General features: G+C 65.0%; 24 protein-coding genes. 13 read left to right on the forward strand and 11 right to left on the reverse strand.

All coding sequences use genetic code 11. From position 1 onward, the window contains the following. Nucleotides 1–123: 123 nt before the first annotated feature. Nucleotides 124–1,245, forward strand: coding sequence for a beta-ketoacyl-ACP synthase III (locus AC56LV_RS14085; protein WP_499558505.1), 1,122 nt, complete (start codon nt 124–126; stop codon nt 1,243–1,245). A gap of 9 nt (nt 1,246–1,254) precedes the next feature. Here the strand turns inward: AC56LV_RS14085 and AC56LV_RS14090 are convergent, their stop codons facing one another. From AC56LV_RS14090 to AC56LV_RS14120, 7 genes are all read right to left on the reverse strand, one after another. Continuing rightward, a complete protein-coding gene (locus tag AC56LV_RS14090) occupies nt 1,255–3,294 on the reverse strand; it encodes an oxidoreductase (RefSeq protein WP_499558507.1) in 2,040 nt (679 codons plus the stop codon). A 56-nt stretch (nt 3,295–3,350) separates the two neighbouring features. Then, a complete protein-coding gene (locus AC56LV_RS14095) occupies nt 3,351–3,806 on the reverse strand; it encodes a hypothetical protein (RefSeq protein ID WP_183554756.1) in 456 nt (151 codons plus the stop codon). A 25-nt stretch (nt 3,807–3,831) separates the two neighbouring features. Next, nucleotides 3,832–4,293, reverse strand: a complete 462-nt coding sequence (locus tag AC56LV_RS14100; protein ID WP_183554758.1) for a DUF2721 domain-containing protein — start codon at nt 4,291–4,293, stop codon at nt 3,832–3,834. 55 nt (nt 4,294–4,348) lie between these two features. Continuing rightward, a complete protein-coding gene (pip, locus tag AC56LV_RS14105) occupies nt 4,349–5,305 on the reverse strand; it encodes a prolyl aminopeptidase (RefSeq protein WP_499558508.1) in 957 nt (318 codons plus the stop codon). Nucleotides 5,306–5,381: 76 nt separating this feature from the next. Beyond that, nucleotides 5,382–6,356, reverse strand: coding sequence for a hypothetical protein (locus tag AC56LV_RS14110; protein WP_499558510.1), 975 nt, complete (start codon nt 6,354–6,356; stop codon nt 5,382–5,384). Between the two features lie 58 nt (nt 6,357–6,414). Then, nucleotides 6,415–7,155, reverse strand: a complete 741-nt coding sequence (gene phbB / locus AC56LV_RS14115; protein ID WP_258836962.1) for an acetoacetyl-CoA reductase — start codon at nt 7,153–7,155, stop codon at nt 6,415–6,417. 102 nt (nt 7,156–7,257) lie between these two features. Continuing rightward, complete coding sequence (locus AC56LV_RS14120; protein WP_499558512.1) at nt 7,258–8,436, reverse strand: acetyl-CoA C-acetyltransferase; 1,179 nt, start codon at nt 8,434–8,436, stop codon at nt 7,258–7,260. A gap of 364 nt (nt 8,437–8,800) precedes the next feature. Between AC56LV_RS14120 and minC the strand changes: the two genes are divergently transcribed. Genes minC through minE form a run of 3 tightly spaced genes read left to right on the forward strand, consistent with a single transcriptional unit; the run spans nt 8,801 to nt 10,719 of the window. Next, nucleotides 8,801–9,613 carry a septum site-determining protein MinC gene (gene minC, locus AC56LV_RS14125; RefSeq protein WP_499558514.1) on the forward strand — a complete coding sequence of 271 codons (813 nt, stop codon included), beginning with the start codon at nt 8,801–8,803 and terminating at the stop codon, nt 9,611–9,613. A gap of 37 nt (nt 9,614–9,650) precedes the next feature. After that, a complete protein-coding gene (minD, locus tag AC56LV_RS14130; RefSeq protein WP_183554767.1) occupies nt 9,651–10,466 on the forward strand; it encodes a septum site-determining protein MinD in 816 nt (271 codons plus the stop codon). 1 nt (nt 10,467) lies between these two features. Beyond that, nucleotides 10,468–10,719 carry a cell division topological specificity factor MinE gene (gene minE / locus AC56LV_RS14135; RefSeq protein WP_183554769.1) on the forward strand — a complete coding sequence of 84 codons (252 nt, stop codon included), beginning with the start codon at nt 10,468–10,470 and terminating at the stop codon, nt 10,717–10,719. Between the two features lie 277 nt (nt 10,720–10,996). Here the strand turns inward: minE and AC56LV_RS14140 are convergent, their stop codons facing one another. Next, nucleotides 10,997–11,560 (reverse strand): hypothetical protein, encoded by a 564-nt coding sequence (locus tag AC56LV_RS14140; RefSeq protein ID WP_343828442.1) that lies wholly within the window; start codon nt 11,558–11,560, stop codon nt 10,997–10,999. Between the two features lie 230 nt (nt 11,561–11,790). Here AC56LV_RS14140 and AC56LV_RS14145 point away from each other — a divergent pair, with 230 nt between their 5' ends. The 9 genes from AC56LV_RS14145 (at nt 11,791) to AC56LV_RS14185 (ending at nt 21,776) form a co-directional block, all read left to right on the forward strand. After that, nucleotides 11,791–12,480 (forward strand): response regulator transcription factor, encoded by a 690-nt coding sequence (locus tag AC56LV_RS14145; RefSeq protein WP_183554773.1) that lies wholly within the window; start codon nt 11,791–11,793, stop codon nt 12,478–12,480. 70 nt (nt 12,481–12,550) lie between these two features. Continuing rightward, nucleotides 12,551–13,825, forward strand: a complete 1,275-nt coding sequence (gene hemA / locus AC56LV_RS14150; RefSeq protein WP_499558516.1) for a glutamyl-tRNA reductase — start codon at nt 12,551–12,553, stop codon at nt 13,823–13,825. Between the two features lie 110 nt (nt 13,826–13,935). Next, the gene (prfA, locus tag AC56LV_RS14155) at nt 13,936–15,012 is read left to right on the forward strand and encodes a peptide chain release factor 1 (protein ID WP_499558517.1); all 1,077 of its coding nucleotides are present in this window, start codon (nt 13,936–13,938) and stop codon (nt 15,010–15,012) included. Nucleotides 15,013–15,138: 126 nt separating this feature from the next. Beyond that, nucleotides 15,139–15,624 (forward strand): disulfide bond formation protein B, encoded by a 486-nt coding sequence (locus AC56LV_RS14160; protein WP_499558519.1) that lies wholly within the window; start codon nt 15,139–15,141, stop codon nt 15,622–15,624. Further along, nucleotides 15,621–16,442, forward strand: a complete 822-nt coding sequence (gene prmC, locus AC56LV_RS14165) for a peptide chain release factor N(5)-glutamine methyltransferase (RefSeq protein ID WP_499558521.1) — start codon at nt 15,621–15,623, stop codon at nt 16,440–16,442. The genes AC56LV_RS14160 and prmC overlap by 4 nt, the downstream gene beginning before the upstream one ends. Nucleotides 16,443–16,473: 31 nt before the next feature. After that, nucleotides 16,474–18,504: a DUF885 domain-containing protein gene (locus AC56LV_RS14170; RefSeq protein ID WP_499558523.1), complete on the forward strand. Its 2,031-nt coding sequence runs from the start codon at nt 16,474–16,476 to the stop codon at nt 18,502–18,504. Nucleotides 18,505–18,582: 78 nt separating this feature from the next. Continuing rightward, nucleotides 18,583–20,178: a glutamate--cysteine ligase gene (gene gshA, locus AC56LV_RS14175; RefSeq protein ID WP_499558525.1), complete on the forward strand. Its 1,596-nt coding sequence runs from the start codon at nt 18,583–18,585 to the stop codon at nt 20,176–20,178. 43 nt (nt 20,179–20,221) lie between these two features. Then, nucleotides 20,222–21,268, forward strand: a complete 1,047-nt coding sequence (locus AC56LV_RS14180; protein WP_499558527.1) for a histone deacetylase family protein — start codon at nt 20,222–20,224, stop codon at nt 21,266–21,268. Between the two features lie 40 nt (nt 21,269–21,308). Further along, the gene (locus AC56LV_RS14185) at nt 21,309–21,776 is read left to right on the forward strand and encodes a GNAT family N-acetyltransferase (RefSeq protein WP_499558529.1); all 468 of its coding nucleotides are present in this window, start codon (nt 21,309–21,311) and stop codon (nt 21,774–21,776) included. Nucleotides 21,777–21,791: 15 nt separating this feature from the next. Here the strand turns inward: AC56LV_RS14185 and AC56LV_RS14190 are convergent, their stop codons facing one another. From AC56LV_RS14190 to AC56LV_RS14200, 3 genes are all read right to left on the reverse strand, one after another. Further along, the gene (locus AC56LV_RS14190; RefSeq protein ID WP_499558531.1) at nt 21,792–21,995 is read right to left on the reverse strand and encodes a hypothetical protein; all 204 of its coding nucleotides are present in this window, start codon (nt 21,993–21,995) and stop codon (nt 21,792–21,794) included. A gap of 180 nt (nt 21,996–22,175) precedes the next feature. Next, nucleotides 22,176–22,607 (reverse strand): FKBP-type peptidyl-prolyl cis-trans isomerase, encoded by a 432-nt coding sequence (locus AC56LV_RS14195; RefSeq protein ID WP_499558533.1) that lies wholly within the window; start codon nt 22,605–22,607, stop codon nt 22,176–22,178. A 137-nt stretch (nt 22,608–22,744) separates the two neighbouring features. Further along, nucleotides 22,745–24,622: a potassium transporter Kup gene (locus AC56LV_RS14200; RefSeq protein ID WP_499558535.1), complete on the reverse strand. Its 1,878-nt coding sequence runs from the start codon at nt 24,620–24,622 to the stop codon at nt 22,745–22,747. Nucleotides 24,623–24,723: the final 101 nt, after the last annotated feature.

Raw genomic sequence — 24,723 nt, forward strand, 5'->3', positions numbered from 1 at the left:
GCAGCCTGGCTGCCGCCCGGCTTTCTACCCGGCTTTCTGCCGATTCCCACGCTCGCGCCGAGCGTGTAGAATCGGCGCATCTTGCGGCCAAGCGGCCTTATTTTCCTTGAAAGTTTCCCGAACATGATACCTGTCGTCATCAGCGGCACCGGCCTGTTTACGCCGCCGCATTCCATCTCGAACGACGAGCTGGTGACCGCCTTCAACGCCTACGTCGACCTGCACAACGCCGAACACGCGACTGCCATCGCCGCGGGCGAGGTGACGGCGCTGGAGCCGTCGAGCAGCGGCTTCATCGAAAAAGCATCCGGCATCCAGTCGCGCTACGTGATGGAAAAGAGCGGCATCCTCGACCCGGCCCACATGACGGCGCGTATCGCCGACCGCCCGGACGACCAGATTTCGCTGCAGGCCGAGATGTGCGTGGCTGCCGCGCGCGAAGCGCTGGAGCGCGCCGGCAAACAGGCACACGACATCGACATGGTGCTGGTCGCCTGCAGCAATATGCAGCGCGCCTACCCGGCAATGGCGGTCGAAGTCCAGGAAGCGCTCGGCATCGACGGCTTCGGCTTCGACATGAACGTGGCCTGTTCGTCGGCCACGTTCGGCATCGCCACCGCGGTGGATGCGGTGCGCGGCGGGCGCGCCCGCGCGGTGCTGGTGCTGAACCCCGAAATCACCAGCGGCCACCTGAATTTCCGTGACCGCGACAGCCACTTCATTTTTGGCGACGCCTGCACCGCGATCATCATCGAGGCGCAAGCCACGGCTACCGGCGCGCACCAGTGGGAAATCCTGGACAGCCGCCTCAAGACCAGCTTCTCGAACAATATCCGCAACAACTTCGGCTTCATGAACCGCTTCGACGAAGCCGGCGTCGGCCTGCCGGACAAATTGTTCCGCCAGCAGGGCCGCAAGGTGTTCAAGGAAGTCTGCCCGATGGCGGCCGAGACGATCAAGGACACCCTGACTGCCGCCGGCTTGACAACCGATGACGTGGCGCGCTACTGGCTGCACCAGGCGAACCTGAACATGAACCTGCTGATCGTGCGCATGCTGCTGGGCCGCGATGCCGAACCAGGCGAAGCACCAGTGATCCTGGACAGCTACGCCAACACGTCGTCAGCCGGTTCGATCATCGCGTTCCACAAGTACCAGGATGATCTGGCGGCCGGCACCAATGGCGTGATCTGCTCGTTCGGCGCTGGCTACTCGATCGGCTGCGTGGTGGTGCGCAAGCTGTAAGCGCCAAGGTTACAAGCGCGCGGCCAGCACAAATCCTTCGCGGATCGCGCGCTTGGCATCGAGCTCCGCCGCCAGCGCGGCGCCGCCGATCTTGTGGAAACCTGGCCCGCTGCTGCCAGCTGCCTCGGCCGGCATCAGCTCGGCCAGGCTCTCCTGCCCCGCGCAGACCACCACGTTGTCCACCGCCAGCACGCGGGCCTGCCCACCGACGGTGATGTGCAGGCCCGCATCATCGATGCGGTCGTACTGCACACCCGCCAGCATCGTCACGCCGTTGCGCACCAGCGTTGCGCGATGCACCCAGCCCGATGTCTTGCCCAGCCCCGCACCCGGGCGCGTGCTCTTGCGCTGCAACAGCCAGACCTGACGCGGCGGATGCGGCGCCACCGGTGCCGTCAAACCACCCGCCGTGGCCACCATTGGATCGACGCCCCACTCGCCCATCCAGTGCGCGGGCGTCATTGGCAGCGGCACCTGCGGATCGTGCACGAGGAATTCCCCCATGTCGAACCCGATGCCGCCAGCGCCGATGATCGCCACGCGTGCGCCGACCGGGCGGCCATCGCGCAGCACATCCAGGTAACTGAGCACCATCGGATGGTCGATGCCGGGAATGGCCGGCTTGCGGGTGCGGATGCCGGTGGCGACGACGACCTCATCGAAGCCTTCGGCCAGCAAGGCCTCGCGCGTGACCACCGTATTCAGGCGCACGTCGACGCCAAGTAATACCAGGCGGCGTCCGAAATAACGGATCGTCTCGGCGAATTCTTCCTTGCCCGGCACGCGCATCGCGACATTGAACTGGCCGCCGATGCGGTCCAGTCCATCGAACAGCGTCACGCGGTGCCCCCGTTCGGCGGCCACCGTTGCGGCCGACAAACCGGCGGGGCCGGCGCCCACCACGGCAATGCGGCGCGGCTGCGCGGCCGGACGGATCACCAGTTCGGTCTCGTAGCAGGCGCGCGGATTGACGAGGCACGTGGCGCGCCTGTTCGAGAAGGTGTGGTCCAGGCATGCCTGGTTGCAGGCGATGCAGGTGTTGATCTCGTCGGCGCGGCCGCCCGCCGCCTTGTTCACGAATTCGGGATCGGCCAAAAACGGCCGCGCCATTGACACCAGGTCGGCATCGCCGCGCGCCAGCAAGGCTTCGGCCTCGTGCGGCATATTGATGCGATTCGAGGCCACCACCGGAATGCCCACCGCAGCCCGCAGGCGGCCCGCCACCTGCGCGAACGCGGCGCGCGGTACCGACGTGACAATCGTCGGAATGCGCGCCTCGTGCCAGCCGTAGCCGGTATTCAGGATTGTCACGCCGGCAGCCTCCAGCGCCTTGGCCACCAGCACCACCTCGTCCCACGTGTTGCCGCCGTCGACCAGGTCGAGCACCGAATGGCGGTACATCAGAATGAAGTCCGGCCCGACCGCAGCGCGGATGCGGCGCACGATCTCGACGGCCAGGCGCATGCGGTGTTCGATCGGTCCGCCCCACCCGTCCGTGCGGCGATTGGCGCGCGCGCACAGGAACTGGTTGAGCAGGTAGCCTTCGCTGCCCATGATTTCCACGCCGTCGTAGCCGGCCTTCTGCGCGAGCCTGGCGCAGCGCACGTAGGCGGCAATCGTCGACTCGATGCCGGATTCAGAAAGGGCCTTGGGCTTGAAGCGCGAGATCGGCGACTTCAGGTTCGACGCCGACACGACGAACGGCTGGTAGCCGTAGCGCCCCGCGTGCAGGATCTGCAGCACGATCTTGCCGCCCTCTTCGTGCACGGCGCGCGTGACGCGCCGGTGGTTCGGCACGTCACCAAGAAAATTGAGCGTGCCGCCGAACGGCAGCAGCCAGCCCTGGCGATTGGGCGAAATGCCGCCGGTGACGATCAGGCCGACGCCGCCGCGCGCGCGTTCGCGGTAGAACGCGGCGAGCTTGCCGTAGTTGTAGAAGCGGTCTTCGAGCCCGGTGTGCATCGAGCCCATGATCACGCGGTTCTTCAGCGTGGTAAAACCCAGGTCGAGCGGCGCGAGCAGGTGCGCGTAGGCAGAAGAGATAGTCATCGCGGCATTACACCGCGATTTTGTCGAGCCGTGCGTCTAAACACGGCTGGCGGGTGTTACGCGAGGTGGCTGTCGCGGTCGCGCAGCTCGGCGAAGCTCTCGATGCTGCCGATCTTGACGACGATCGGGTTCAGGCTCGCGCCCGGCGACATCGAGCGCCATGCGAACTGCCATTCTTTCTCGCGCGCCTGGCCCGCGCTCTTGGTGAACGCGGCGCCCAGCGGCGAACGGCTGCCGTATTCGATGGCGCCGTCGATGCCGGCCCAGTTGGGCAGCATGCGCTGCACGGCGCGGTGCAGGCGCTCGCCGAATTCTTCGCTATTGTGGATCACGAGGCACGCGTCGCTCGGCGTGATGATGTCGAACAGCGCCTTGTCCCAGGCGGTGGAAAACGACAGGTTCAGAAAGCCACCGCTGGGCTCGAGGCGAAACTGGCCAAGGCGCAGCGAATTTTCAAGTTCGGTGCGCAGTGCGTAGCGGTGCAGGGTCGGTGGGCGTTGGTAGTCGTGCATGGGGTTCTTTCTGGCCGCACCCGCCTTACGGCAGCGGTGCCGGCGGTTGCTGCATCATGATTTGCTGGTGCTGCATGCGCATGAAACGCGACGAGATGAAAATCTCGCGCAAAAAATAGACGAAGCTGCTGATCAGGGCCAGCATCGCCAGCACGAAGCTCGCGGCGATGTACTGGTCGAGCGGGATGCCGGTGGTGTCGCCCGCGAACAGCATCGCGATGACGACGCACACCAGCAGGCCGCAGGCGGTGCTGGAAGCAATCGCGAAGTTGATCAGGTGCGAACGCTGGTACAGCAGTTCGAGCTCGCTGGAAAACTCGGTGTTGGGGCTGACCTTGAGCCGGTCTTCGAGCACGCGCGTGCGGTCGATGATGCGGGCCAGCCGGTTGGTCAGCACGGTCAGTTTGGTGGCCACGCCGGTGAGTAAAAAAACGGGTGCGATGGCCAGCTGGATGACGTGGCCGATATCGCTGATCTGGATATTCATGAGAACGCGTTGATCTTGTTGTAGTGTGGGTCTGGCGTAGTTTAACAGCCGCCGCTCATTCGAAGCGCCGGTGGCGCTTGAACTGTTCGGTGGCCGCGACCAGTGCTCGCGCGATGCCTGTTTCGAGCGCGCCGTGGCCGGCGTCGGGAATCATCTGCAAGGTTGAACCCGGCCAGGCCCGATGCAGGCGCCAGGCCGACAGCGGCGGGCAGATCACGTCGTAGCGGCCCTGCACGATCACGGCCGGCAGATGCGCGATGCGCCCGAGGTCGCGCACCAGCTGGTCTTCGTCCAGGAACGCGCCGTTGACCATGTAGTGCGCCTCGAGCCGGCCCACGCCCAGGTCGAGCGTATCGCTGGCGGCTTCTTCGGGCTGCGGCAGCAGAAAGACGCGGCGGCCTTCGAAGCGGCTCCAGGCGCGCGCGGCCGGCCAGAACACATCCGGATCGTGGCACAGCAGGCGGCGCGCGTAGGCGCCCAGCAAATCATCGCGTTCTGCCAAAGGGATCGGCGCGACGAATTCGTCGTACAGCTCGGGATAGAACCAGCGCATGTCGTTGATGAACCAGTCGACTTCGGCGCGCGTGCACAGGAAGATCCCGCGCAGCACGAAACCCAGGCAGCGCTCGGGATGCGCCTGCCCGTAGGCCAGCGCCAGCGTCGAGCCCCACGAGCCGCCGAACACGAGCCATTGCTTGATGCCGAACAGCGCGCGCAGGCGCTCGATGTCGTCGATCAAGAGTTGCGTCGTGTTGTTGCGCCACTCGCCCAGCGGCGTCGATTTGCCGGCGCCGCGCTGGTCGAACAGGATCACGCGGTAGGCCGCGGGATCGAAAAAGCGGCGGTGCTGCGGCGACAGCCCGGCGCCCGGGCCGCCGTGCAGGAACAGCACGGGAATGCCATCCGGGTTACCGACTTCTTCCCAGTAGATCGTGTGCAGTTCGTCGACCGCCAGCATCCCGCTACGAAGCGGCTGGAGCGGCGGGAACAGCGACGGCGGCGTAGCTGGCATTGGGGGCTTTGACGGTCAGTGAATGGGAAAATCGATTGTAACGTACGGGCATGCGATGCAGAAGCAGACGGCGTGGTCACGCTGCCTGGCCGAGCACCCAGCCTTCCCAGCGCCGCATCTGCGCCTCAAGCGGCGGGCCTTCGGCGCGGTGGCCCTCGACCACGTCGAGCATGCCGCACAGGCCGACCAGCGCATCGAACTGGTCTTCGCCGCTGGCGTGGGCACTGAAGCCGTCACGGATCGCGGCCGCGAGACCCGGCGCCTGCGCGTGCCCCCGCTGCGCCAGCCAGTCGAACAATGGCGGCGCAACGGATGCGCGCCCGGCCTGGCTGCGCTTGCTCCACACGGGCCGGCGGCCAATGCCGAGCCGGTGGTAGGTGTCGCCCGGGTAGGTCTCGGCCACGATCGTGCGCTCGCCACCGAGCAGGTCGTGCAGCGCGCCGTCGAACGGCCACAGCGCGATGCGCGCACCCTGCGGCTGCAGCACTTCGCGCCAGCCGGCCAGCGCCGCCTTGCCGACCTGGTTGCCGCCCAGTGTCCAGAACAGGCTGCACGCGGCGGGACGCTGGTCGGTCTTGCGCTCGCAGGCGCGCAGCAGGTCGGCGGCATCGGCGTGGCCCAGGCCCGTCAGCAAGTGTTCACGCCGGCAGCCGCCGGGCCGGACCGGATAGAACGGCCGGTGGATGCCGATGTCGCTGCGGTCATCGCAGACATCGAACCAGCGCTCCCAGGCGCCGCTGCCGACGCTGGCCAGCAGCTCGGCAAAATTCGCCAGCCCCGTCGCCGCGCCATACGCCGCCGGCACGCCAATGGGAAAATCGACGCCCACCAGCACCGGGCCGGGCGCCTTTGAACGGGCCGCCAGCCGTTCCAGGAACGTGGCGGTCGCGCCGACCGGCTCGGGCACGCCGATCTGCCAGCCAGTGCCGGCGCCAGCGCCAGTGCCAGTGCCATCTTGCAGCGCCACCGCCATCCAGCGCTTGCCGGGGTGGATGCTCCAGTCGCAGTGCGCAATCACGCGCGGCAAGGAGCGTGACAATGCGCTTGTCACGTGGCCCTCAAAAGAAAAAAGCCGTGTCGCCACGGCTTTGCGATGCTATCCAGCGCCATCAAGACATGTGCTGGCCGCCGTTGATCGCGATATTCGCGCCCGTGACGAACGCCGCTTCATCCGACGACAGATACGCGACCAGGCCGGCGACTTCTTCGGGCTTGCCCAGGCGGCCCATCGGGATTTGCGGAATGATCTTGGTTTCCAGCACTTCGCTCGGGATGTCCATCACCATCTTGGTGCCGATATAGCCTGGCGAAATCGTGTTGACGGTCACGCCCTTGCGCGCGACTTCGAGCGCCAGCGCCTTGGTGAAGCCGTGCATGCCGGCCTTGGCCGCCGAGTAGTTGGTCTGGCCGAACGCACCCTTCTGGCCGTTGACCGACGAGATATTGATGATCCGGCCCCAGCCGCGCTCGACCATGCCGTCGCAGACCGGCTTGGTCATGTTGAAGACGGAGTCGAGATTGGTCTTGATCACGGCGTCCCAGTTGACCTTGTCCATTTTCTTGAACGTCATGTCGCGCGTGATGCCGGCGTTATTGACCAGCACGTCGACCGGGCCGACGTCGGCGATCACCTGGCGCACGCATTCCTGGGCCGCATCGTAGTCGGAAACGTCGCAGGCATAGGCCTTGAAATCGAAGCCCTGCTCGCGCATGGCGCCGAGCCAGCCCTCGACCTTCGTATTACCCGGCGAAAAAGTGGTGACGACCTGGTACCCCAGCGCGGCCAGCTTGATGCACACCGCTTCGCCCAGGCCGCCCATGCCGCCGGTTACTAACGCTACTCTAGCCATTGTCTTCTCCAGTTTTATTGTTGGTTGCTACTCGAAACCGGCGATGGCGCCGACGCCCGTCCTGGCCGCCCCCGCACATCACCGTGTTGGATACTGAGGGCGTCAGTCGCGTTCGATTGCCAGCGCCACGCCCATGCCGCCGCCGATGCAGAGGCTCGCAAGGCCCTTCTTGGCGTCACGGCGGATCATTTCGTGCAGCATCGTCACCAGGACGCGCGCGCCGGAGGCGCCGATCGGGTGGCCCAGCGCGATAGCGCCGCCATTGACGTTGATCTTGGACGTGTCCCAGCCCATTTCCTTGTTCACGGCAACGGCCTGGGCGGCAAAGGCTTCGTTGATTTCCATGAGGTCGAGGTCTTCATGGGTCCAGCCGGCCTTTTTGAGGCACAGCTGGGAGGCCGACACCGGGCCCATGCCCATGATCGCCGGGTCCAGCCCGGACGACGAGTAGGCCTTGATGCGCGCCAGTGGCGTCAAGCCCAGCTCGCGCGCTTTCGATGCGCTCATCATGATCACGGCGGCGGCGCCGTCGTTCAGGCCCGACGCATTGCCAGCGGTGACGCTGCCTTCTTTATTGAAGGCGGGCCGCAGGCTGGCCAATGCTTCGATCGTGCTGCCCTGTTTTGGATACTCGTCGGTATCGAAGACGGTGGTGCCTTTTTTGGAGACGATCTCGATCGGGATGATTTCGTCCTTGAAGCGGCCTTCTTTCTGGGCGGCTTCGGCCTTGAGCTGCGACTGCAGCGCGAATTCATCCTGCTCGGCGCGCGAAATCTCGTACTTGCGCGCGACGTTTTCCGCCGTCACGCCCATGTGGTACCCGTTGAACGAATCCCACAGGCCATCATTGATCATGGTGTCGACCAGCTTGGCGTCGCCCATGCGGAAGCCGTCGCGCGAACCGGACAGCACGTGCGGCGAGGCGCTCATGTTTTCTTGCCCGCCGGCGATGACGATGTCGGCGTCGCCGCAGCGGATGGCCTGCGCGGCCAGGTGGGTGGCCTTGAGGCCGCTGCCGCAGACCTTGTTGATGGTGTAGCCAGGGACCATTTCGGGCAGGCCGGCCTTGATGAGAGCCTGGCGCGCCGGATTTTGCCCGACACCGGCGGTAAGCACCTGCCCCATGATGACTTCGCTGACAGCGGCAGGATCGATGCCGGTCTTGTCCAGCAGGTGCTTGATGACTTGTGCGCCGAGTTCGGCGGCGGGGATCTTGGCGAGCGTGCCGCCGAATTTACCAACTGCGGTGCGGCCAGCGGCCACGATGACGACGTCTTCCATTTCATTCTCCGTTCAACCGGCCTGAGACCGGCATTATTCAGGACTTCCCTGGGACGGGGCGCAGCTTTGTCGGGTGCGGTGCCCATGCGCATGGGAATAGTGAAGCCCCAACCGCCCGGACTGCCATAAAAAATAGCAACGAGGATCGGGGGTCGAGGAACCCATGCTGATCTTTAAGCACTGGCAATCTTAGCAGTTTATTCATCGAAAACAAGGTCGCAAGCGCCAGGGTTTGATGTAGAACAGAACTTAATTTCCAACTCGATGCATGTTCAATTGCCACTAGGAATGATGCGTGCGCTTCTGTCCTTTTCTACAATTTTCACAGTAGAATGCACAAGCGCAATGCCAACCACTCTGTTTTATGCCCAAGACCACGCTTCCCATCGAGATCAAGATTTCCACGGTCGTCGCCATTTCGACGATCCTGCACTCGGCAGACCTCGAGGCGATCGATTCCGCACTGGCCTCGATGACGGGCGGCGTGTCGGATTTTTTCGAGGATGAGTTTGCGGTGATCGACGTGAGCGCCTTCACCTCGAGCGCCTGGACGATCGACTGGGCCGCCATCGTGGCGCTGCTCAAGAAATACCGCCTCAACGCTGTTGCCGTACGCGGCGCCAGCCCGTTGATGATCGACGCGATCCGGGCCCAGGGCCTGGCGCTGGACGATGGCTCGGGCGGCGTACACGCCGGTGGCCACGCCACGCCGCCCCCGCTCGTGGTGCATGCGGCAGCCGCGCCCGTACCCGAGCCAGCCCCGGCGCCAGCCGCGCCCGCGCCAGAACCAGCCCCGGCTCCGGCCGCCAGCCAGCCGGGCGCGCCCGCCCTGGCGCCGCTGGTGATCGACACCCCGGTGCGCGCCGGCCAGCGCATCTATGCACGCGGTACCGACCTGATCGTGACCGCCGTGGTCAACAATGGCGCCGAACTGATCGCCGATGGCAGCATCCATGTCTACGCGCCGCTCAATGGCCGCGCGCTGGCTGGCGCCTCGGGCAATGCCGACGCGCGGATCTTCGCGCTGTCGATGCAGCCCGAACTGGTCTCGATCGCCGGCGTCTACCGCACGTTCGACGAAGGCTTCCCGACCGACCTGGCGCGTCAGCCGACGCAGATCCGGCTCGTCGGCGACCGGATCGATATCCAGTCGCTCGCGGCGCCATCGCGCGCCTGACCGTTCGAATTGAACAGATACTGTAAAGGACTTATTTGTGGCACGAATTATTGTTGTGACGTCCGGCAAGGGCGGTGTTGGCAAGACGACCTCGAGCGCCAGCTTCGCTTCCGGGCTGGCCATGCGTGGCCACAAGACCGCCGTCATCGACTTCGACGTCGGCCTGCGCAACCTCGACCTGATCATGGGTTGCGAGCGCCGTGTGGTGTATGACCTGATCAACGTCGTCAATGGCGAAGCGACCCTGAACCAGGCGCTCATCAAGGACAAGCACTGCGACAACCTGTTCATCCTGCCGGCATCGCAGACGCGCGACAAGGACGCCCTGTCCGAAGAAGGCGTCGAGCGCGTGATCAACGACCTCGTCAAGATGGAATTCGAATTCATCATCTGCGATTCGCCGGCCGGCATCGAGCACGGCGCGCTAATGGCGCTGACCTTCGCCGACGAAGCTATTGTCGTGACGAACCCCGAAGTGTCGTCGGTGCGCGACTCGGACCGCATCCTGGGCATCCTGCAGGCCAAATCGCGCCGCGCCCAGAGCGGCTCGGAGCCGGTCAAGGAACACCTCCTGATCACCCGCTATTCGCCAAAGCGCGTCGACGCCGACGAAATGCTGTCGTACCAGGACGTCCAGGAAATCCTGCGCATTCCGCTGATCGGCATCATTCCGGAATCAGAATCGGTGCTGCACGCATCGAACCAGGGCAACCCGGCGATTCACTTCAAGGGAACCGACGTGGCCGAAGCCTATGAAGACGTGGTCGCGCGCTTCCTGGGCGAAGAACGCCCGCTGCGCTTTACCAGCTACGAAAAGCCAGGGTTGTTCCAGCGTATCTTCGGAGCCAAGTGAGATGGCACTGCTATCCTTTCTCTTCCCCGAAAAAAAGAAGAGCGCGACAGCTGCCAAGGAACGCCTGCAGATCATCATCGCGCGCGAACGCACCAACCGTGCCGGGCCGGACTTCCTGCCTGCCCTGCACCAGGAGCTGATCGCGGTGATCTCGAAGTACGTCAAGGTCAATCCGGACGACATCAAGGTGTCGCTCGACCGCCAGGGCAACCTGGAAGTGCTCGATGTGAACGTGGTGCTGCCGGATAATTGAACGTGCGCACCCGTGAACGACAAAGCCCGCTTCGCGCGGGCTTTGTTTTGGGCGGTCATCTTTTGTGGTGAGGACTGGTTCGTTGAACGCGTGGGCGGCATAGCCGCCCACCCTACGAGCAGACGATTGTTTCAGGGCCGTAGGGTGGAAGGGTTCCCCTTCCACGCGTTCAACGAACCCAAATACGCCACAGCAGCAGGGTGGACGGGTTTCCCGTCCACGCGTTCAACGAACGTCAATGCGCCACAAAATCGTTAAGTCAAATGCCCGGCCAGCGTTACATCACCAGCAGCGGCGCCTTCGCCGTGCCGCTGGTCGCGCCCACGGCATCGTCGTCCTCGGCCACGTTGTGGTCGATCCCGGCGTTTTCGAGCTCGCGCGCCACGGCCACGCACGCTTCAACGTGCTGCGTCCCCATCCGCTTGAACAGCGTATAGCCGATGGCGGCTGACGCGATCTGGCCGGCGATCGGCACCATTTTCGCGCTCGACTTGACGGCCATCCGGCCCGCCACGCGCTGGAACAGGCGCAGCACCACGCCGCGCGTGACCAGCTTGCCGACCAACATGCCGCCGACTGACGCCGCTGCCTTATAGGCAATGATGCGCAGGCGCGGGTTCAGGCGCTCGATCTGCTTCTGCGTCAGGCCGAATTCGGCGTTGACTTCATCGACCAAGGACGCAAAACCGGTAATATCGGCCAAAAGATCCAGGCCTGGAATCGGCACGGCCGCCACCGCTGCCGACATCGCGGCGCGCTTTTTGACCAATGCCAGGCAACGCAGGCGCGTGGCCTCGACTTCCGGGCCACTGACGGGCACGCGGTCTTCAGGAACAGTCACATCTTTGCGTCGAAACAACATAATCTCACCCTTTTCGTTATTCAGATTTCATCTGAAATCCAGTGTACCCCCATGACATGACGCCGTACGTGGTCCCTTTAACACAACAGTTGCAACAAGAAGCGAAAAAACAGTATTTACCCTTAGCACTATTTTGTAAAAGTCTGCTATATTCATTTTTAACCTTGTAGGAGTCTTCCTACAGTGCAAACTTTCACACTCGTCCTATCATGAAGATCGCTGTTCTGGAGCAAGACCGCCCGCAAGCCGACCTGATTTGCCAGGTCCTCAGTGCTGCCGGCCACAACTGCCAATCGTTTGACAGCGCCCGCGACCTGCTCGCGCAACTGCGCAAGGATAGCGCCGACATGCTCGTGATGGACTGGAACGTTCCGGATATGGATGGCGCCGAAGTACTGCGCCGCGCCAAGGAAAAGCTGGCGTCGCAGGCGCCGACGATGTTCTTGGTCGGCAATAACGCAGAAGACGACATCATTGCCGGCGTCAACGCCGGCGCCGACGATTACCTGATCAAGCCGCTGCGCCGCGGCGAACTGGTCTCGCGCGTGTCGGCTCTGCTGCGCCGCGCCTACCCGTCGCAAAACAGCGCCGAGCAGCTGCAGTTCGGCCCGTACACCTTTGAAACACGCCCGGGCCGCCTGCTCAAGGACGGCTCCGTCATCGACGTGACGCAGAAGGAATTTTCGCTGGCACTGCTGTTCTTCCGTAACATCGGCCGGCCGCTGTCGCGTGCCTACATCCACGAGTCGGTCTGGGTCCGCGAGAATGACGTGCCGTCGCGCACGATGGACACGCACGTGTCGCGGGTGCGCAATAAGCTGCATCTGCGCCCCGAGAATGGCTTTCGACTGGTGCCCGTCTACAGCTATGGTTACCGCCTGGAAAAACTAGGCGCCTGACCCGGCTTCTGAAGCCCTGCCCCCATGAGGGTATAATGACCGCAGTCATTCACCCTCTACCCTCCCCAGAATGCAACTTCTCGCCGTTGGCCTGAACCACACGACCGCTCCGGTCTCGCTGCGCGAGCAGCTGGCGCTCGCCCCCGACCAGATCGGCACGGCGGTGCAGTCGGCGCGCGGCTGGTTTGCGCGCAATGGTTCTACGGGCAATGAAGAAGCGGCAATTCTGTCGACCTGCAACCGCAGCGAATTGTATGCGGCCACCAGCCTGCCCGACCCGCTCGACGCGTCGGCGCAGTTTCTGGCCCATTATCACGCGCTGAACTACGCCGAGCTGCGCCCCCACCTGTACCTGCTACCGCAGGACGACGCCGTGCGCCACGCGTTTCGCGTCGCCTCGGGGCTCGATTCGATGGTGCTGGGCGAGCCGCAGATCCTGGGCCAGATGAAGGACGCCGTGCGCACCGCTGACGAAGCCGGCGGCCTGGGCACGTATCTGCACCAGATGTTCCAGCGCACCTTCGCCGTGGCCAAGGAAGTGCGTTCGAGTACCGAGATCGGCGCGCACAGCGTGTCGATGGCCGCCGCCGCCGTGCGCCTGGCGCACCGCATCTTCGACCGCATCGCCGACCAGCACGTGCTGTTCATCGGCGCCGGCGAAATGATCGAACTGTGCGCGGCGCACTTCTCGGCGCAGAACCCGAAATCGGTCACCATCGCCAACCGCAGCATGGAACGGGGCGCGTTGCTCGCCAGCCGCTACAACGGGCGTGCGGTCGGCCTGGCCGAGCTGCCTGACTGCCTGCACCAATTTGACATCGTGATCTCGTGCACCGCCTCGACGCTGCCGCTGATCGGCCTGGGCATGGTCGAGCGGGCGGTCAAGGCGCGCCGCCATCGCCCGATGTTCATGGTCGACCTGGCCGTGCCGCGCGATATCGAACCCGAAGTCGCGCGCCTGGACGACGTGTTCCTGTATACGGTCGACGACCTGGCCCAGGTGGTGCAGACCGGCATGGAAAGCCGCCAGGCCGCCGTGCGCCAGGCCGAAGCCATCATCGAAACGCGCGTCGAGTCGTTCATGCACTGGGTGGGCGACCGCGCCGTGGTGCCGGTGATCCGCGACCTGCACGAGTCGAGCGAGGTGCTGCGCCTGGCCGAACTGGAACGCGCACGGCGCATGCTGGCGCGCGGCGACGATGCCGACGCCGTGCTCGAAGCCCTGTCCCGTGGCCTGACCGCCAAGTTCCTGCATGGCCCGCAACAGGCCCTGCACCATGCCCAGGGCGATGAACGCGCGCGCCTGGCCAGCCTGCTGCCGCAGCTGTTCCGCGGTCGCCGTTAGCGCACCTGCTCTCCGGCGGCCTGCCCGCCCGCGCCGTGCCTGGCGCCTCTCTGCTGTAATCCGGCCGCAACCCGTGGCCTGTCCGATTCCTTTCATCCTTGATACCGCCCATGAAACCTTCCATGCTCTCCAAGCTGGACCAACTTGCCAACCGCCTGGTCGAGCTGGACGAACTGTTGATGACCGAAGGCGTGACCGCCAATATGGACAGCTACCGCAAGATGACGCGCGAGCACGCCGAGCTCTCGCCGCTGGTGGCCGTGTACCGCCAGTACGAAAGCGCGCTGGCCAATACCGCCGAAGCGCAGGACATGCTGCAGGACCCGGAAATGAAGGACTTCGCGCAGGAAGAAATCGAAGCAGCCAAGGTCCGCATGGCGGATCTGGAGCAGGAACTGCAAAAGATGCTGCTGCCGAAGGACGCCAACGACGAGCGCAATATCTTTCTCGAGATCCGCGCCGGCACGGGCGGTGACGAATCGGCCCTGTTCGCGGGCGACCTGCTGCGCATGTACACGCGCTTTGCCGAGCGCAATCGCTGGCAGGTCGAGATGGTGTCCGAGTCGACCTCGGACCTGGGCGGCTACCGCGAGGTGATCGTGCGCGTCGTCGGCAACGGCGCCTACTCGAAGCTGAAGTTCGAGTCGGGCGGCCACCGCGTGCAGCGCGTGCCGGCCACCGAGACGCAGGGCCGCATCCACACGTCGGCCTGCACGGTGGCGGTGATGCCCGAGGCCGACGAAGTCGAAGACGTCGACATCAACCCGGCCGACCTGCGCATCGACACCTACCGCGCCTCGGGCGCCGGCGGGCAGCACATCAACAAGACCGATTCGGCCGTGCGCATCACCCACCTGCCGACTGGCCTGGTGGTCGAATGCCAGGACGACCGCAGCCAGCACAAAAACAAGGCGCAGGCGATGAAAGTGCTGGCCGCGCGCCTGAAGGACGCCCAGCTGCGCGAGCAGCAATCGAAGGAAGCAGCCACGCGCAAGAGCCTGATCGGTTCGGGCGACCGCAGCGAACGCATTCGCACCTATAACTTCCCGCAAGGGCGGCTGACCGACCACCGCATCAACCTGACGCTGTACAAGCTCGATTTCATCATGGATGGCGACCTGAGCGATCTGACCAATGCGCTGGCGTCGGAGCACCAGGCCGAGCAACTGGCGGCGCTGGGCGACTAAGGCCGCTTTAAGTTGCCAGATTGAAAATAGCGGGAAGCTGCCGATAACGTTTGTGCGAAAATGGGCGCTCCCGATTCAGCCCACGATCGCGCCGCTTCCGCTCCCACGCCGAGAAAACCACCCATCATGCAACCTACCAATCGCCAGGCCCTGTTCATCATCTCCTTCATCAGTTTTGCACTGGTCGGCTTTGCCCTCTATCTGCAACACAGCCTGGAAATGCGGCCTTGCCCGCTGTGCGTGATCCAGCGGTATTGCTTCCTCGGCATCGGCCTGGCTGCCCTCGTCGGCGCGTTCACCGGCAAGATCGGCGGCAGCGTCGTGGTTGCGCTGGTCGCTGCCGTCGGTGGCCTGGTCACGGTCGGCAAGCACCTGTACGTGATCGCCAACCCCGGTTTCTCGTGCGGCATCGATCCGATGGAAACCATGCTCAACAAGATCCCGACGGCCGAATACCTGCCATGGCTGTTCCGCGCCGATGGCTTGTGCGAAGGCGCGACCGACAAGGTGCTGGGCCTGGCAATTCCACAATGGTCGGCCGTCTGGTTCGTGATCCTTACCGTGCTGCTGGGCTGGGTGCTGATGCGCCAGCTGCGCCGCGCCAACGCATGATCGAGGCCGGCGTCACCCTGGCCCAGGCGCGCCTGGCGCTGCCGCTCGATGCGCTGGAAAACCGCATCCTGCTCTGCCATGCATTGCACCTGCCGCGCGTGGCGCTGATCACGCAATCCGAGCGCGAGCTGACCACCTCCGAAGCAGCGTTGCTCAATGGCCTCATTGAGCGGCGCCTGGCTGGCGAACCGATCGCCTATATCACCGGTGAACGTGAATTCTTCGGGCTGCCGTTCAAGGTCACGCCGGCCGTGCTGATTCCGCGGCCCGATACCGAACTGCTGGTCGAGCTCGCGCTCGAACGCCTGGCGCCGCAGGCGCGCCTGCTCGACATGGGCACCGGCAGCGGCGCCATTGCCGTCGCCGCCGCCCACACCCGGCCCGACCTGGCCGTGACCGCCCTCGACGTCAGCGACGACGCCCTGGCCATCGCGCGCATGAACGCTAGTGCCAACGGCGCGCGCGTGCACTTCGTGCGCAGTGACTGGTTTGCCGGATTGGGCGATGCGCGTTTCGACCTGATCGCCTCGAATCCCCCCTACATCGTGGCCGGCGACGTACACCTGAGCGAAGGCGATCTGCGCTTCGAACCGGTGGATGCGCTGACCGACCATGCCGATGGCCTGTCCGACCTGCGCCAGATCGTCGAGGGTGCCGGCGCGTATCTGGATGCTGGTGGCTGGCTGCTGCTCGAACACGGCTACGACCAGGCCGGCGCCGTGCGCGCACTGCTGACGGCGCGCGGCTACGGCGACGTGCAAAGCTGGCGCGACCTGGCCGGCATCGAACGCGTCAGCGGTGGCCGGCGCGGCGCGTAAGGCGCGCCCGCCCGTCAATGGACTTGTTAAAATGACCAGTCCCGTCAACGGAGAGCGCATGCGCATCCTGTTTGCCTCACTTGCTTTGCTAGTGCCGCCGGTCTGCGCCGCCGCGGCCGCGCCCGCTGTTCCTCCCGCTGTGCAGGCGGCCAGTCCAACCGAAACACCGGCAACGCAGGCGGCCCAGCTGTTCGAGCGCGACTGGCAGTGGCAACTGCGCCACGCGCCCGAACGCGCCACGGCCCTGGGCGAGCACCGCTACAACGCTTATCTGACCGACACCTCGCTGGCTGCGCGCGCGCAGGCGATCGAGCACGAGCGCGCCATGCTGACCGCGGCCCGTGCGATCGAGCGCAGCGCGCTGTCGAGCCAGGACGGGCTGTCGCTCGACCTGTTCAGCGCCGACAAGCAGCGTGCACTGGCCGGCGCCGCCTTGATGCCGTTCGATCCGCAACCGCTCACCGCCTACGACGGCCTGCACGTACAACTGCCGCGCCTCGTGGCGCAGATGCCGTTCATGAGTGACGCCGACTACCAGACGTATCTGGCGCGCCTGCAAGCGCTGCCGGCCCACGTCGATGGCCTGATCGAGCAGTTGCGCGCCGGCCGCCAAGCCGGCTGGACCACGCCGAAGGCGGCGCTGGCACCGGTGCCGGACGCCTTGCGCGTGCTGCGCGAGGGCCTGCAGGATGGTCCGCTGGGCGCGCCGTTCAAGCGCATCCCCGCAACGATCGCGCCCGAGAGCCGCGAGGCATTGCGCGCTGCAGGTGCGGCCGCGCTGGCCAATACCGTCGCGCCCAGCCTGCGCACGCTCGAAACATTCCTGCGCCAGGACTATCTGCCAAGTGCGCGCGCGACGATCGGCGCGAGCCAGCAAGCCGGCGGCGCGGACTGGTACGCCTTCTTGGTACGCACCAGCACCAGTACGGCGCTCACGCCGGCCCAGGTGCATGCGCTGGGCCTGCAGGAAGTTGCGCGCCTGCGCGCCGCGATCGAGGCATTGATTCCGCGCACCGGTTTCCGGGGCGGCTTTGCGGAGTTCATCGTGTTCGCGCGGAGCGACCGGCGCCTGTATTTCACGGATCCGAACGCCCTGCTGGACCGCTACCGGCGCACGCTGGCGCTGGCCCAGGCACGTCTTGGCCGCGTGGTCAGCAGCGTGCCGGCGGCCGGCATCGTCGTCAAGCCGATGGGGCCAGGCAGCAGCGGCCAGCCGGCCGCCTACTACGAGGCCGGCAGCGCCCAGCGCAGCGCCGCACTGGTGGTCGACAATGTGCGGCTGGACGCGCGGCCGATGTGGCAGGTCGACACCATCGCGCTGCACGAAGCGGTGCCCGGCCACCACCTGCAGGTGGCGCGTGCGCAGGAACTCGCGCTGCCCGCGTTTCGCCGTTACGGCTGGTACGACGCGTTCGGCGAAGGCTGGGCGACTTACGCCGAAGGCCTGGGTCCGGAGATCGGCTTGTTCAAGGACCCGTTCTCGCTGTTCGGGAACCTGAACGAAGAGATGTTCCGCGCTGCGCGGCTGGTGGTCGATACCGGTATCCACACGCTGGGCTGGTCACGCCAGCAGGCGATCGATTACCTGACCGCGAACACGGCCAATCCGCCGGCGGACAACGAGGCGGAGGTCGATCGCTATATCGCCCGCCCGGCGCAGGCGCTGAGCTACAAGATCGGCCAGCTGCGCATCCTGGCGCTGCGCAACAAGGCGCGCGCGGCGCTGGGCGCCAGGTTCGATGCGCGGCGTTTTCATGATGCGGTGCTGGGCAACGGTGCGCTGCCATTGAACGAACTGGAACGCCAGGTCGAGCGCTGGATCGCTGCACCGGACACGCCGGTCTCGGCGCCGATGCTGGAAGCGCCGCGGGATGACACGTTCAATGCCGAATTCGAATCCGTTGTCCCGGTGCTTGAACCGGTGTTTGAATTTGACTTCACGTTCGACGGCGAAGTTCCGCCCGGTCTTGAACCGGGTCCGGCGCCCGATTTTGTACCGCCTGCCAGACCCGCGCCGCCGCCCGCCGCGCCGTCGTACCGGGCGCCGCCCTGGCGCGAATGATGAGCGCCCGAACGTGGAGTCCGATTTTCGGTTAATCTCTGCACCAGCCGAAACAGGCAGTATAAGAAAGGAAACACCGTGTCGAACCAATTCAACCGCCGTCTGGCCCTGCTGGGCGACGACGAACACCGCGCCTTGCTGGGCCAGGGCCTGCGCGGCATCGAGCGCGAAACGCTGCGCGTGGATGCTGCCGGCCAGCTCGCGCGTACCCCGCATCCCCCTGCCCTCGGTTCGGCACTGACGCACCCCAGCATCACCACCGACTACGCCGAAGCACTGATGGAATTCATCACCCCGGTCGAGCACGATATCTCGCTGGCGCTGCACCGTCTCGATGCGATCCACCGCCATGCCTACACCAAGCTGGGCGACGAAATGCTGTGGGGCATGTCGATGCCGGGCGAACTGCCGCCCGAAGAAGAGATCGAGATCGCCTACTACGGCACCTCGAATATCGGCCAACTGAAGCACGTGTACCGGCGCGGCCTGGCGCTGCGCTATGGCAAGGCGATGCAGTGCATCGCAGGCATTCACTACAATTACTCGCTGCCGGAAAAGCTGTGGCAGGTGTTTGCCCAGGACGAAGGCATCGTCGAAGAACGCCGTCATGCGCTGCGCGATTTCCAGTCCGAGAGCTATATCGCGATGGTGCGCAACTTCCGCCGCTATTCGTGGCTGCTGATGTACCTGTTCGGCGCCACGCCGGCGCTAACCACGAGCTTCCTGCGCGGCCGCCCGCACGCGCTCGAAACGCTGTCCGATGACACGCTGTACCTGCCGTACGCGACCAGCCTGCGCATGAGCGACCTCGGTTACCAGAACGATGCGCAGTCGGGCCTGCGCCCGCACGAGAACAGCCTGGAAAGCTACGTCACCAGCCTGATGGACGCGGTCAATCGCCCCTATCCGCCGTACCAGGAACTGGGCACCAAGAAAGACGGCGAGTGGATCCAGCTGTCGACCAATGTGCTGCAGATCGAAAACGAGTACTACTCGACGATTCGCCCCAAGCGCGTGATCCGCACCGGCGAGCGTCCGGTACAGGCCCTGTGCAACCGCGGCGTGCAGTACATCGAGGTGCGCTGCATGGACGTGGATCCGTATGAGCCGGTCGGCATCTCGCTCGAGACGGGCCGCTTCCTGGACGCGTTCCTGCTGTTCTGCGCCCTCGAAGAAAGCCCTTTGATCAGCGACCATGACAGCGCCATGCACGCCCGCAATTTCGCGCGCACGGTCAAGGAAGGCCGCCGGCCCGGCCTGACGCTGACGCGCGACGGCCTCGAAGTGCCGCTTGCGACCTGGGCGCTCGAGCTGATCGAGCGCATCCGGCCCGTGGCGGCGCTGCTCGACGACGGGCACAACGAAGGTGAGGTGCACGCTGCCTCGCTGGGCCGCCAGAAAGCCAAGATCGAGGATCCGGCGCTGACGCCATCGGCACGCGTGCTGGAAGAAATCCGCGCGCTGGGCTCGGCCGCGGCGTTCGGCCTGCAGCAAAGCACGCTGCATGCGGCGTCATTCCGCGACAGCCCGCTGATGCCGGCCGAAGAAATGCTGTTCGACGAAATGGCCGCGGTTTCGATCGCCGACCAGATGATCATCGAGCAAACCGATACCGGCAGCTTCGATGCCTTCGTTGCGGCGTACAACAGCAGTACGCTGTGCGGCAATAACTGAGACTGCAGCCCCCGCCTCACCTGCTCCGACGCACGAGGACCACTTGCTCACGTTTTATAACGAACACCATGCCCAGCATGACGGCCGCGCCGCAATCGGGCGCGGCGAGCTGGCGTCGTGTCCGGAACAACCCGAGCGCGTGGCGATGGTGTTGAAAGAGTGCGACCGGCGTGGCCTGGGCGCCATCGTCACGCCGCACGGCGTGCCCCTGATGACGCTCGAGCGCGTGCACAGCCCGCGCTACCTGCACTTCCTGCGCACGGCCTGGAGCGAATGGCTCGCGCTCGATCCGGCCAACGCCGGCAAGGATGCGTTTCCTGCCGTGTGGCCCGTGCGCACGCTGCGCAGCGACATCGAACCCGAGAACTTCGGTGCCCGCCTGGGCCTGTACTCGATGGATTGCGGCACGCCGCTCACTGCCGGCACCTGGGTCGCGGCCAAGACCGGCGCCGACTGCGCCGTCAATGCCGCCCACGCCTTGCAGCGCGGCGAGCGCGGCACCTTTGCGCTGACGCGCCCGCCCGGCCACCACGCCGGCAGCGACTTCTTCGGCGGCTCGTGCTTTCTGAACAACGCAGCGCTGGCGGCCCAGCACCTGCTGGACGACGGGCGCGCGCGCGTCGCCATCCTCGACCTTGACTACCACCACGGCAACGGCACCCAGAGCATTTTCTATGGCCGCAGCGACGTGCTGTTCATCTCGATCCATGCCGATCCACGCGTCGCCTACCCGTTCTACCTGGGCCACGCCGACGAAACCGGCAGCGGCGCAGGGGTCGGCTACACGATGAACCTGCCGCTCGCACCGGGCAGCAGCAGCGCCACCTGGTTTGCAGCGCTGGAAACCGCGTGCGTGAAGATCGCCATGACGCGCCCGCAGGCGCTCGTGGTGTCGCTGGGCGTCGACACCTTCGCCCATGGCAACGACCCGCGCTTCCATCTGCACGGCGGCGACTTCCTGCGCATCGGCGAGCGCATTGCGCACCTGGGTTTACCGACCGTGTTCGTTTTCGAAGGTGGGGCCACGAGCCCGGAACTGGGCATCCATACCGTCAACGTACTCGAAGGCTTCGAGACCGCCGCCGAATAGCGCACTCCCGCTCCATTTTTTCATTCACCCGTATCTGCCCATGACCTCCCCGAGCACCATCGACTGGCAATTCTCCCGCTTCGCCGACCTGACCCCGTTCGACCTGTATGACGTGCTGGCCGCGCGCCAGAATGTCTTCATTCTGGAGCAGACGTGCCTGTACCCGGACATCGATGGTTACGACCTCGAGGCGCACCACCTGCTCGGCTGGCGCGACGTGGACGGCAAGCGCCAGCTGGCCGCCTACCTGCGCGTGCTGGCGCCGGGCGCGAAGTACGACGAGATGTCGCTTGGCCGCGTCGTCACCACGCCGGCTGCACGCGGCAGCGGCGCCGGCCGAGCGCTGCTCGACCAGGGCATCGCCCATGCCGAAGCGCTGCACCCGGGCCACCGCATCCGCATCGGCGCCCAGCAATACCTGGAGCGCTTTTATGCGAGCTTCGGCTTCCAGACGGTGTCGGCGCCGTACGACGAAGACGGGATCATGCACATCGACATGCTGCGCTAGGCGCCTTTATACCTGTCAGGATGCTGCCAGACGGCCGGCGCCAAGCAGGATGACGGCGCCGGCGAGCAACAGCCAGGCGGGTGGTTCATGGTTCACCATGGGCTTGGTGATGGCAACGACGCAGGCAGGCGCCACCAGGGCCGGTGCGGGCATGGTGGTGTTAGATGAGGGCAGGACAAGGAACGGTAACGCGCCGAGGATCGGCAGGAAAGGCGGCATGGCGGGCTCGCGGCAACAAAGTCCCGAGCATCGCCGATGGGCAAACGCCGCCCGTGCGCCCGATCAGCCGTGCGCACCGCCTCTGGCGTGGATGCCACACAGACGATGACCAGGGCACGTCCAGCCAACAAACCAGGTAGGGTGGGCGGGTTTGCCGTCCACGCGTTCAACATGCGTGGCTTACTCGACCTTGTTGAGCGTCACTTCAAACACCAGGCCCGCATTCGCCGGGATCGGTCCGCGGCCGGCCGCGCCATAGGCCAGCGCTGCTGGAATCAGTAGCGTGCGCTTGCCGCCGACCTTCATGCCCGTCACACCCTGGTCGAAGCCGGTAATCGTATCGCGGCTGCCCACGGTGAACGCAAATTCGCTGGCTTCCTGGCGCGTGCCCTTGAAGTCGCTCGCCGTCGCGCTGTACAGCCACAAGGTGTAGGCAACGGTGGCGCGCTTGCCGGCGACGGCTTCGGCGCCGGTGCCAACGACGTTGTCGGTTTTGGTCAGGGCAGCGGGGCTGCTCACGGCCGGCTGGGCGGGCGAATCATCGCTGCCACCGCCGCAGGCGCTCAGGGCGAGCATGGCGGCAAAGGCGGCGATCAGGGGGCGCTTCATCATGGGACATCCTTGACTGAAAAATTACACGAAATAGGTACGAGAAACCGGGTATTACGAAAGCTCGTACCTTATCGAATCAGCCACATGAAACTGTCCCGACTTTGTCTGAAAATTGTAGTTAAGCAAATTTTCGCGCATCAAATTTCGATTTGCGTGCCCAGCTCGATCACGCGGTTGGTCCGGATCTGATAGTAGTCGGCCGCGCTGCGGGCATTGCGCGACATCGCCACGTACAGGTGCTCGCGCCATGGCGCCATGCCGCCGCCCGGGGCCGAGATCACGGTCTGGCGCGCAATGAAGAACGACGTTTCCATCATCTCGAATTCCAGGCCCAGTGCGGCGCTGCGCTGCAGGATGTCCGGAATATCGGCCTCGTCCTTGAAGCCGTAATGGATATTGAGCTGGTAGCAGTTGTGGCCCAGGTCATTGATGACGATCTGTTCGTCCGCCGGCACCCACGGCTCTTCGCGCATGTGCACGGTCAGGAACACGACGCGCTCGTGCAGCACCTTGTTGTGCGACAGGTTGTGCAGCATGGCGTGCGGCACGCCATCGCTTTCGCCGCGCAGGAAGATGGCGGTGCCGGGCACGCGCGTCGGCGGCGCCACGAACAGCGACTCCATGAACGCTTCCAGCGGAATCGCGTGCTTCTGCAGGTTCTCGAACACCAGCTCGCGGCCCCGTTTCCAGGTCAGCATCAGGGTCAGCAGCACGGCGCCCATCAGCAGCGGGAACCAGCCGCCGTGGAACAGTTTGGTCGTGGTGGCGGCAAACAGCATGATGTCGATCGTCAGGAAGAAGCCGGTCGCCATCAAGCACATCCACAGCGGCAAGTGCCAGCGGTAGCGCGTGACGAAGAACGTCAGGATCGTCGTGGCCATCATGGTGGCGGTGACGGCAATGCCGTAGGCGCCGGCCAGTTCGTCGGATGAGCCGAAGCCGATCACGGCGATCAGCACGACCACCAGTTGCAGCCAGTTGACGGCCGGGATATAGATCTGGCCGATCTCGCTTTCGGACGTGTGCATGATGCGCATGCGCGGCAACAGGCCCAGCGCAATGGCTTGCTTGGTCATCGAATAGGTGCCCGAGATCGTTGCCTGCGAGGCGATCACGGCGGCCATCGTCGACAGGATCACCAGCGGAATCACGCTCCACGCGCCAAGCTGGTAATAGAACGGGTTTTCCACTGCGGCCGGCTGCATGATCAACAGGCCGCCCTGGCCCAGGTAGTTCAGGGTCAGCGCCGGATATGCGATCAGGAACCAGGCCCAGCGGATCGGCTTGGCGCCGAAGTGGCCCATGTCGGCGTACAGCGCCTCGGCGCCGGTGATGGCCAGCACCACCGCGCCCAGCGCGATGAAGGCCAGCATCTTATTTTCCAGCATGAAGCGCAGCGCATGCCACGGATTGAGCGCATTCAGGATCACCGGTGCTTCGATGATATTGACGATGCCCATCGCGGCCAGCACCAGGAACCAGACTGCCATTACGGGCCCGAAGAAGCGGCCGATGCCGGCCGTGCCATGGCGCTGCACGCTGTACAGCGCCACCAGCACCACCACCGCCAGCGGCACGACGTATTGCGACATGCCGGGCGCGGCGACCTCGATCCCTTCGATGGCGCCCAGTACCGAGATTGCCGGCGTGATCACGCTGTCGCCATAGAACATCGTGGCACCGATGACGCCGATGGCCAGCAGCGGAAAACTCCATTTCGAGCTACGTGGTATCGAACTGGTGGCCAGCGCCATCAGGGCCATGATGCCGCCCTCGCCGCGATTGTGCGCGCGCAGCACCAGGATCACGTATTTGAGCGAGACAATCAGCGTCAGGGCCCAGAAAATCAGCGAAATGATGCCGAGGATATTCGGCGTATTGAGCGGCAGGCCGTGGTCTTCGTCGAACACCGCGCGCAGTGTATATAGGGGGCTCGTGCCAATGTCGCCATAGACGATCCCGACCGCTGCCAGGGTAAGGGCCGCCAGGCTGCTTTTCTTGTTATCTGAGGTCAAGAGTCACCATCGCTGTTGTAGTGGTGCGGCGCACCATGATATGAAGTGGTTGGAATTGCAAGAAGATTCGGTTGTGCATCATACACCTGTGTAAAACCGGC

Source organism: Telluria sp. RB2R28 (assembly GCF_059685835.1).

Bases quoted from the DNA above. Each gene is read 5' to 3' on its own strand.
- AC56LV_RS14085 (WP_499558505.1), top strand. From the start codon at position 124: ATGATACCTGTCGTCATCAGCGGCACCGGCCTGTTTACGCCGCCGCAT.
- AC56LV_RS14120 (WP_499558512.1), bottom strand. From the start codon at position 8,436: ATGGAAGACGTCGTCATCGTGGCCGCTGGCCGCACCGCAGTTGGTAAA.
- AC56LV_RS14185 (WP_499558529.1), top strand. From the start codon at position 21,309: ATGACCTCCCCGAGCACCATCGACTGGCAATTCTCCCGCTTCGCCGAC.
- prmC (WP_499558521.1), top strand. From the start codon at position 15,621: ATGATCGAGGCCGGCGTCACCCTGGCCCAGGCGCGCCTGGCGCTGCCG.
- hemA (WP_499558516.1), top strand. From the start codon at position 12,551: ATGCAACTTCTCGCCGTTGGCCTGAACCACACGACCGCTCCGGTCTCG.
- AC56LV_RS14100 (WP_183554758.1), bottom strand. From the start codon at position 4,293: ATGAATATCCAGATCAGCGATATCGGCCACGTCATCCAGCTGGCCATC.
- AC56LV_RS14095 (WP_183554756.1), bottom strand. From the start codon at position 3,806: ATGCACGACTACCAACGCCCACCGACCCTGCACCGCTACGCACTGCGC.
- AC56LV_RS14190 (WP_499558531.1), bottom strand. From the start codon at position 21,995: ATGCCGCCTTTCCTGCCGATCCTCGGCGCGTTACCGTTCCTTGTCCTG.
- phbB (WP_258836962.1), bottom strand. From the start codon at position 7,155: ATGGCTAGAGTAGCGTTAGTAACCGGCGGCATGGGCGGCCTGGGCGAA.
- minE (WP_183554769.1), top strand. From the start codon at position 10,468: ATGGCACTGCTATCCTTTCTCTTCCCCGAAAAAAAGAAGAGCGCGACA.
- prfA (WP_499558517.1), top strand. From the start codon at position 13,936: ATGAAACCTTCCATGCTCTCCAAGCTGGACCAACTTGCCAACCGCCTG.
- AC56LV_RS14090 (WP_499558507.1), bottom strand. From the start codon at position 3,294: ATGACTATCTCTTCTGCCTACGCGCACCTGCTCGCGCCGCTCGACCTG.
- AC56LV_RS14160 (WP_499558519.1), top strand. From the start codon at position 15,139: ATGCAACCTACCAATCGCCAGGCCCTGTTCATCATCTCCTTCATCAGT.
- pip (WP_499558508.1), bottom strand. From the start codon at position 5,305: ATGCCAGCTACGCCGCCGTCGCTGTTCCCGCCGCTCCAGCCGCTTCGT.
- AC56LV_RS14170 (WP_499558523.1), top strand. From the start codon at position 16,474: ATGACCAGTCCCGTCAACGGAGAGCGCATGCGCATCCTGTTTGCCTCA.
- AC56LV_RS14195 (WP_499558533.1), bottom strand. From the start codon at position 22,607: ATGATGAAGCGCCCCCTGATCGCCGCCTTTGCCGCCATGCTCGCCCTG.
- minC (WP_499558514.1), top strand. From the start codon at position 8,801: ATGCCCAAGACCACGCTTCCCATCGAGATCAAGATTTCCACGGTCGTC.
- AC56LV_RS14145 (WP_183554773.1), top strand. From the start codon at position 11,791: ATGAAGATCGCTGTTCTGGAGCAAGACCGCCCGCAAGCCGACCTGATT.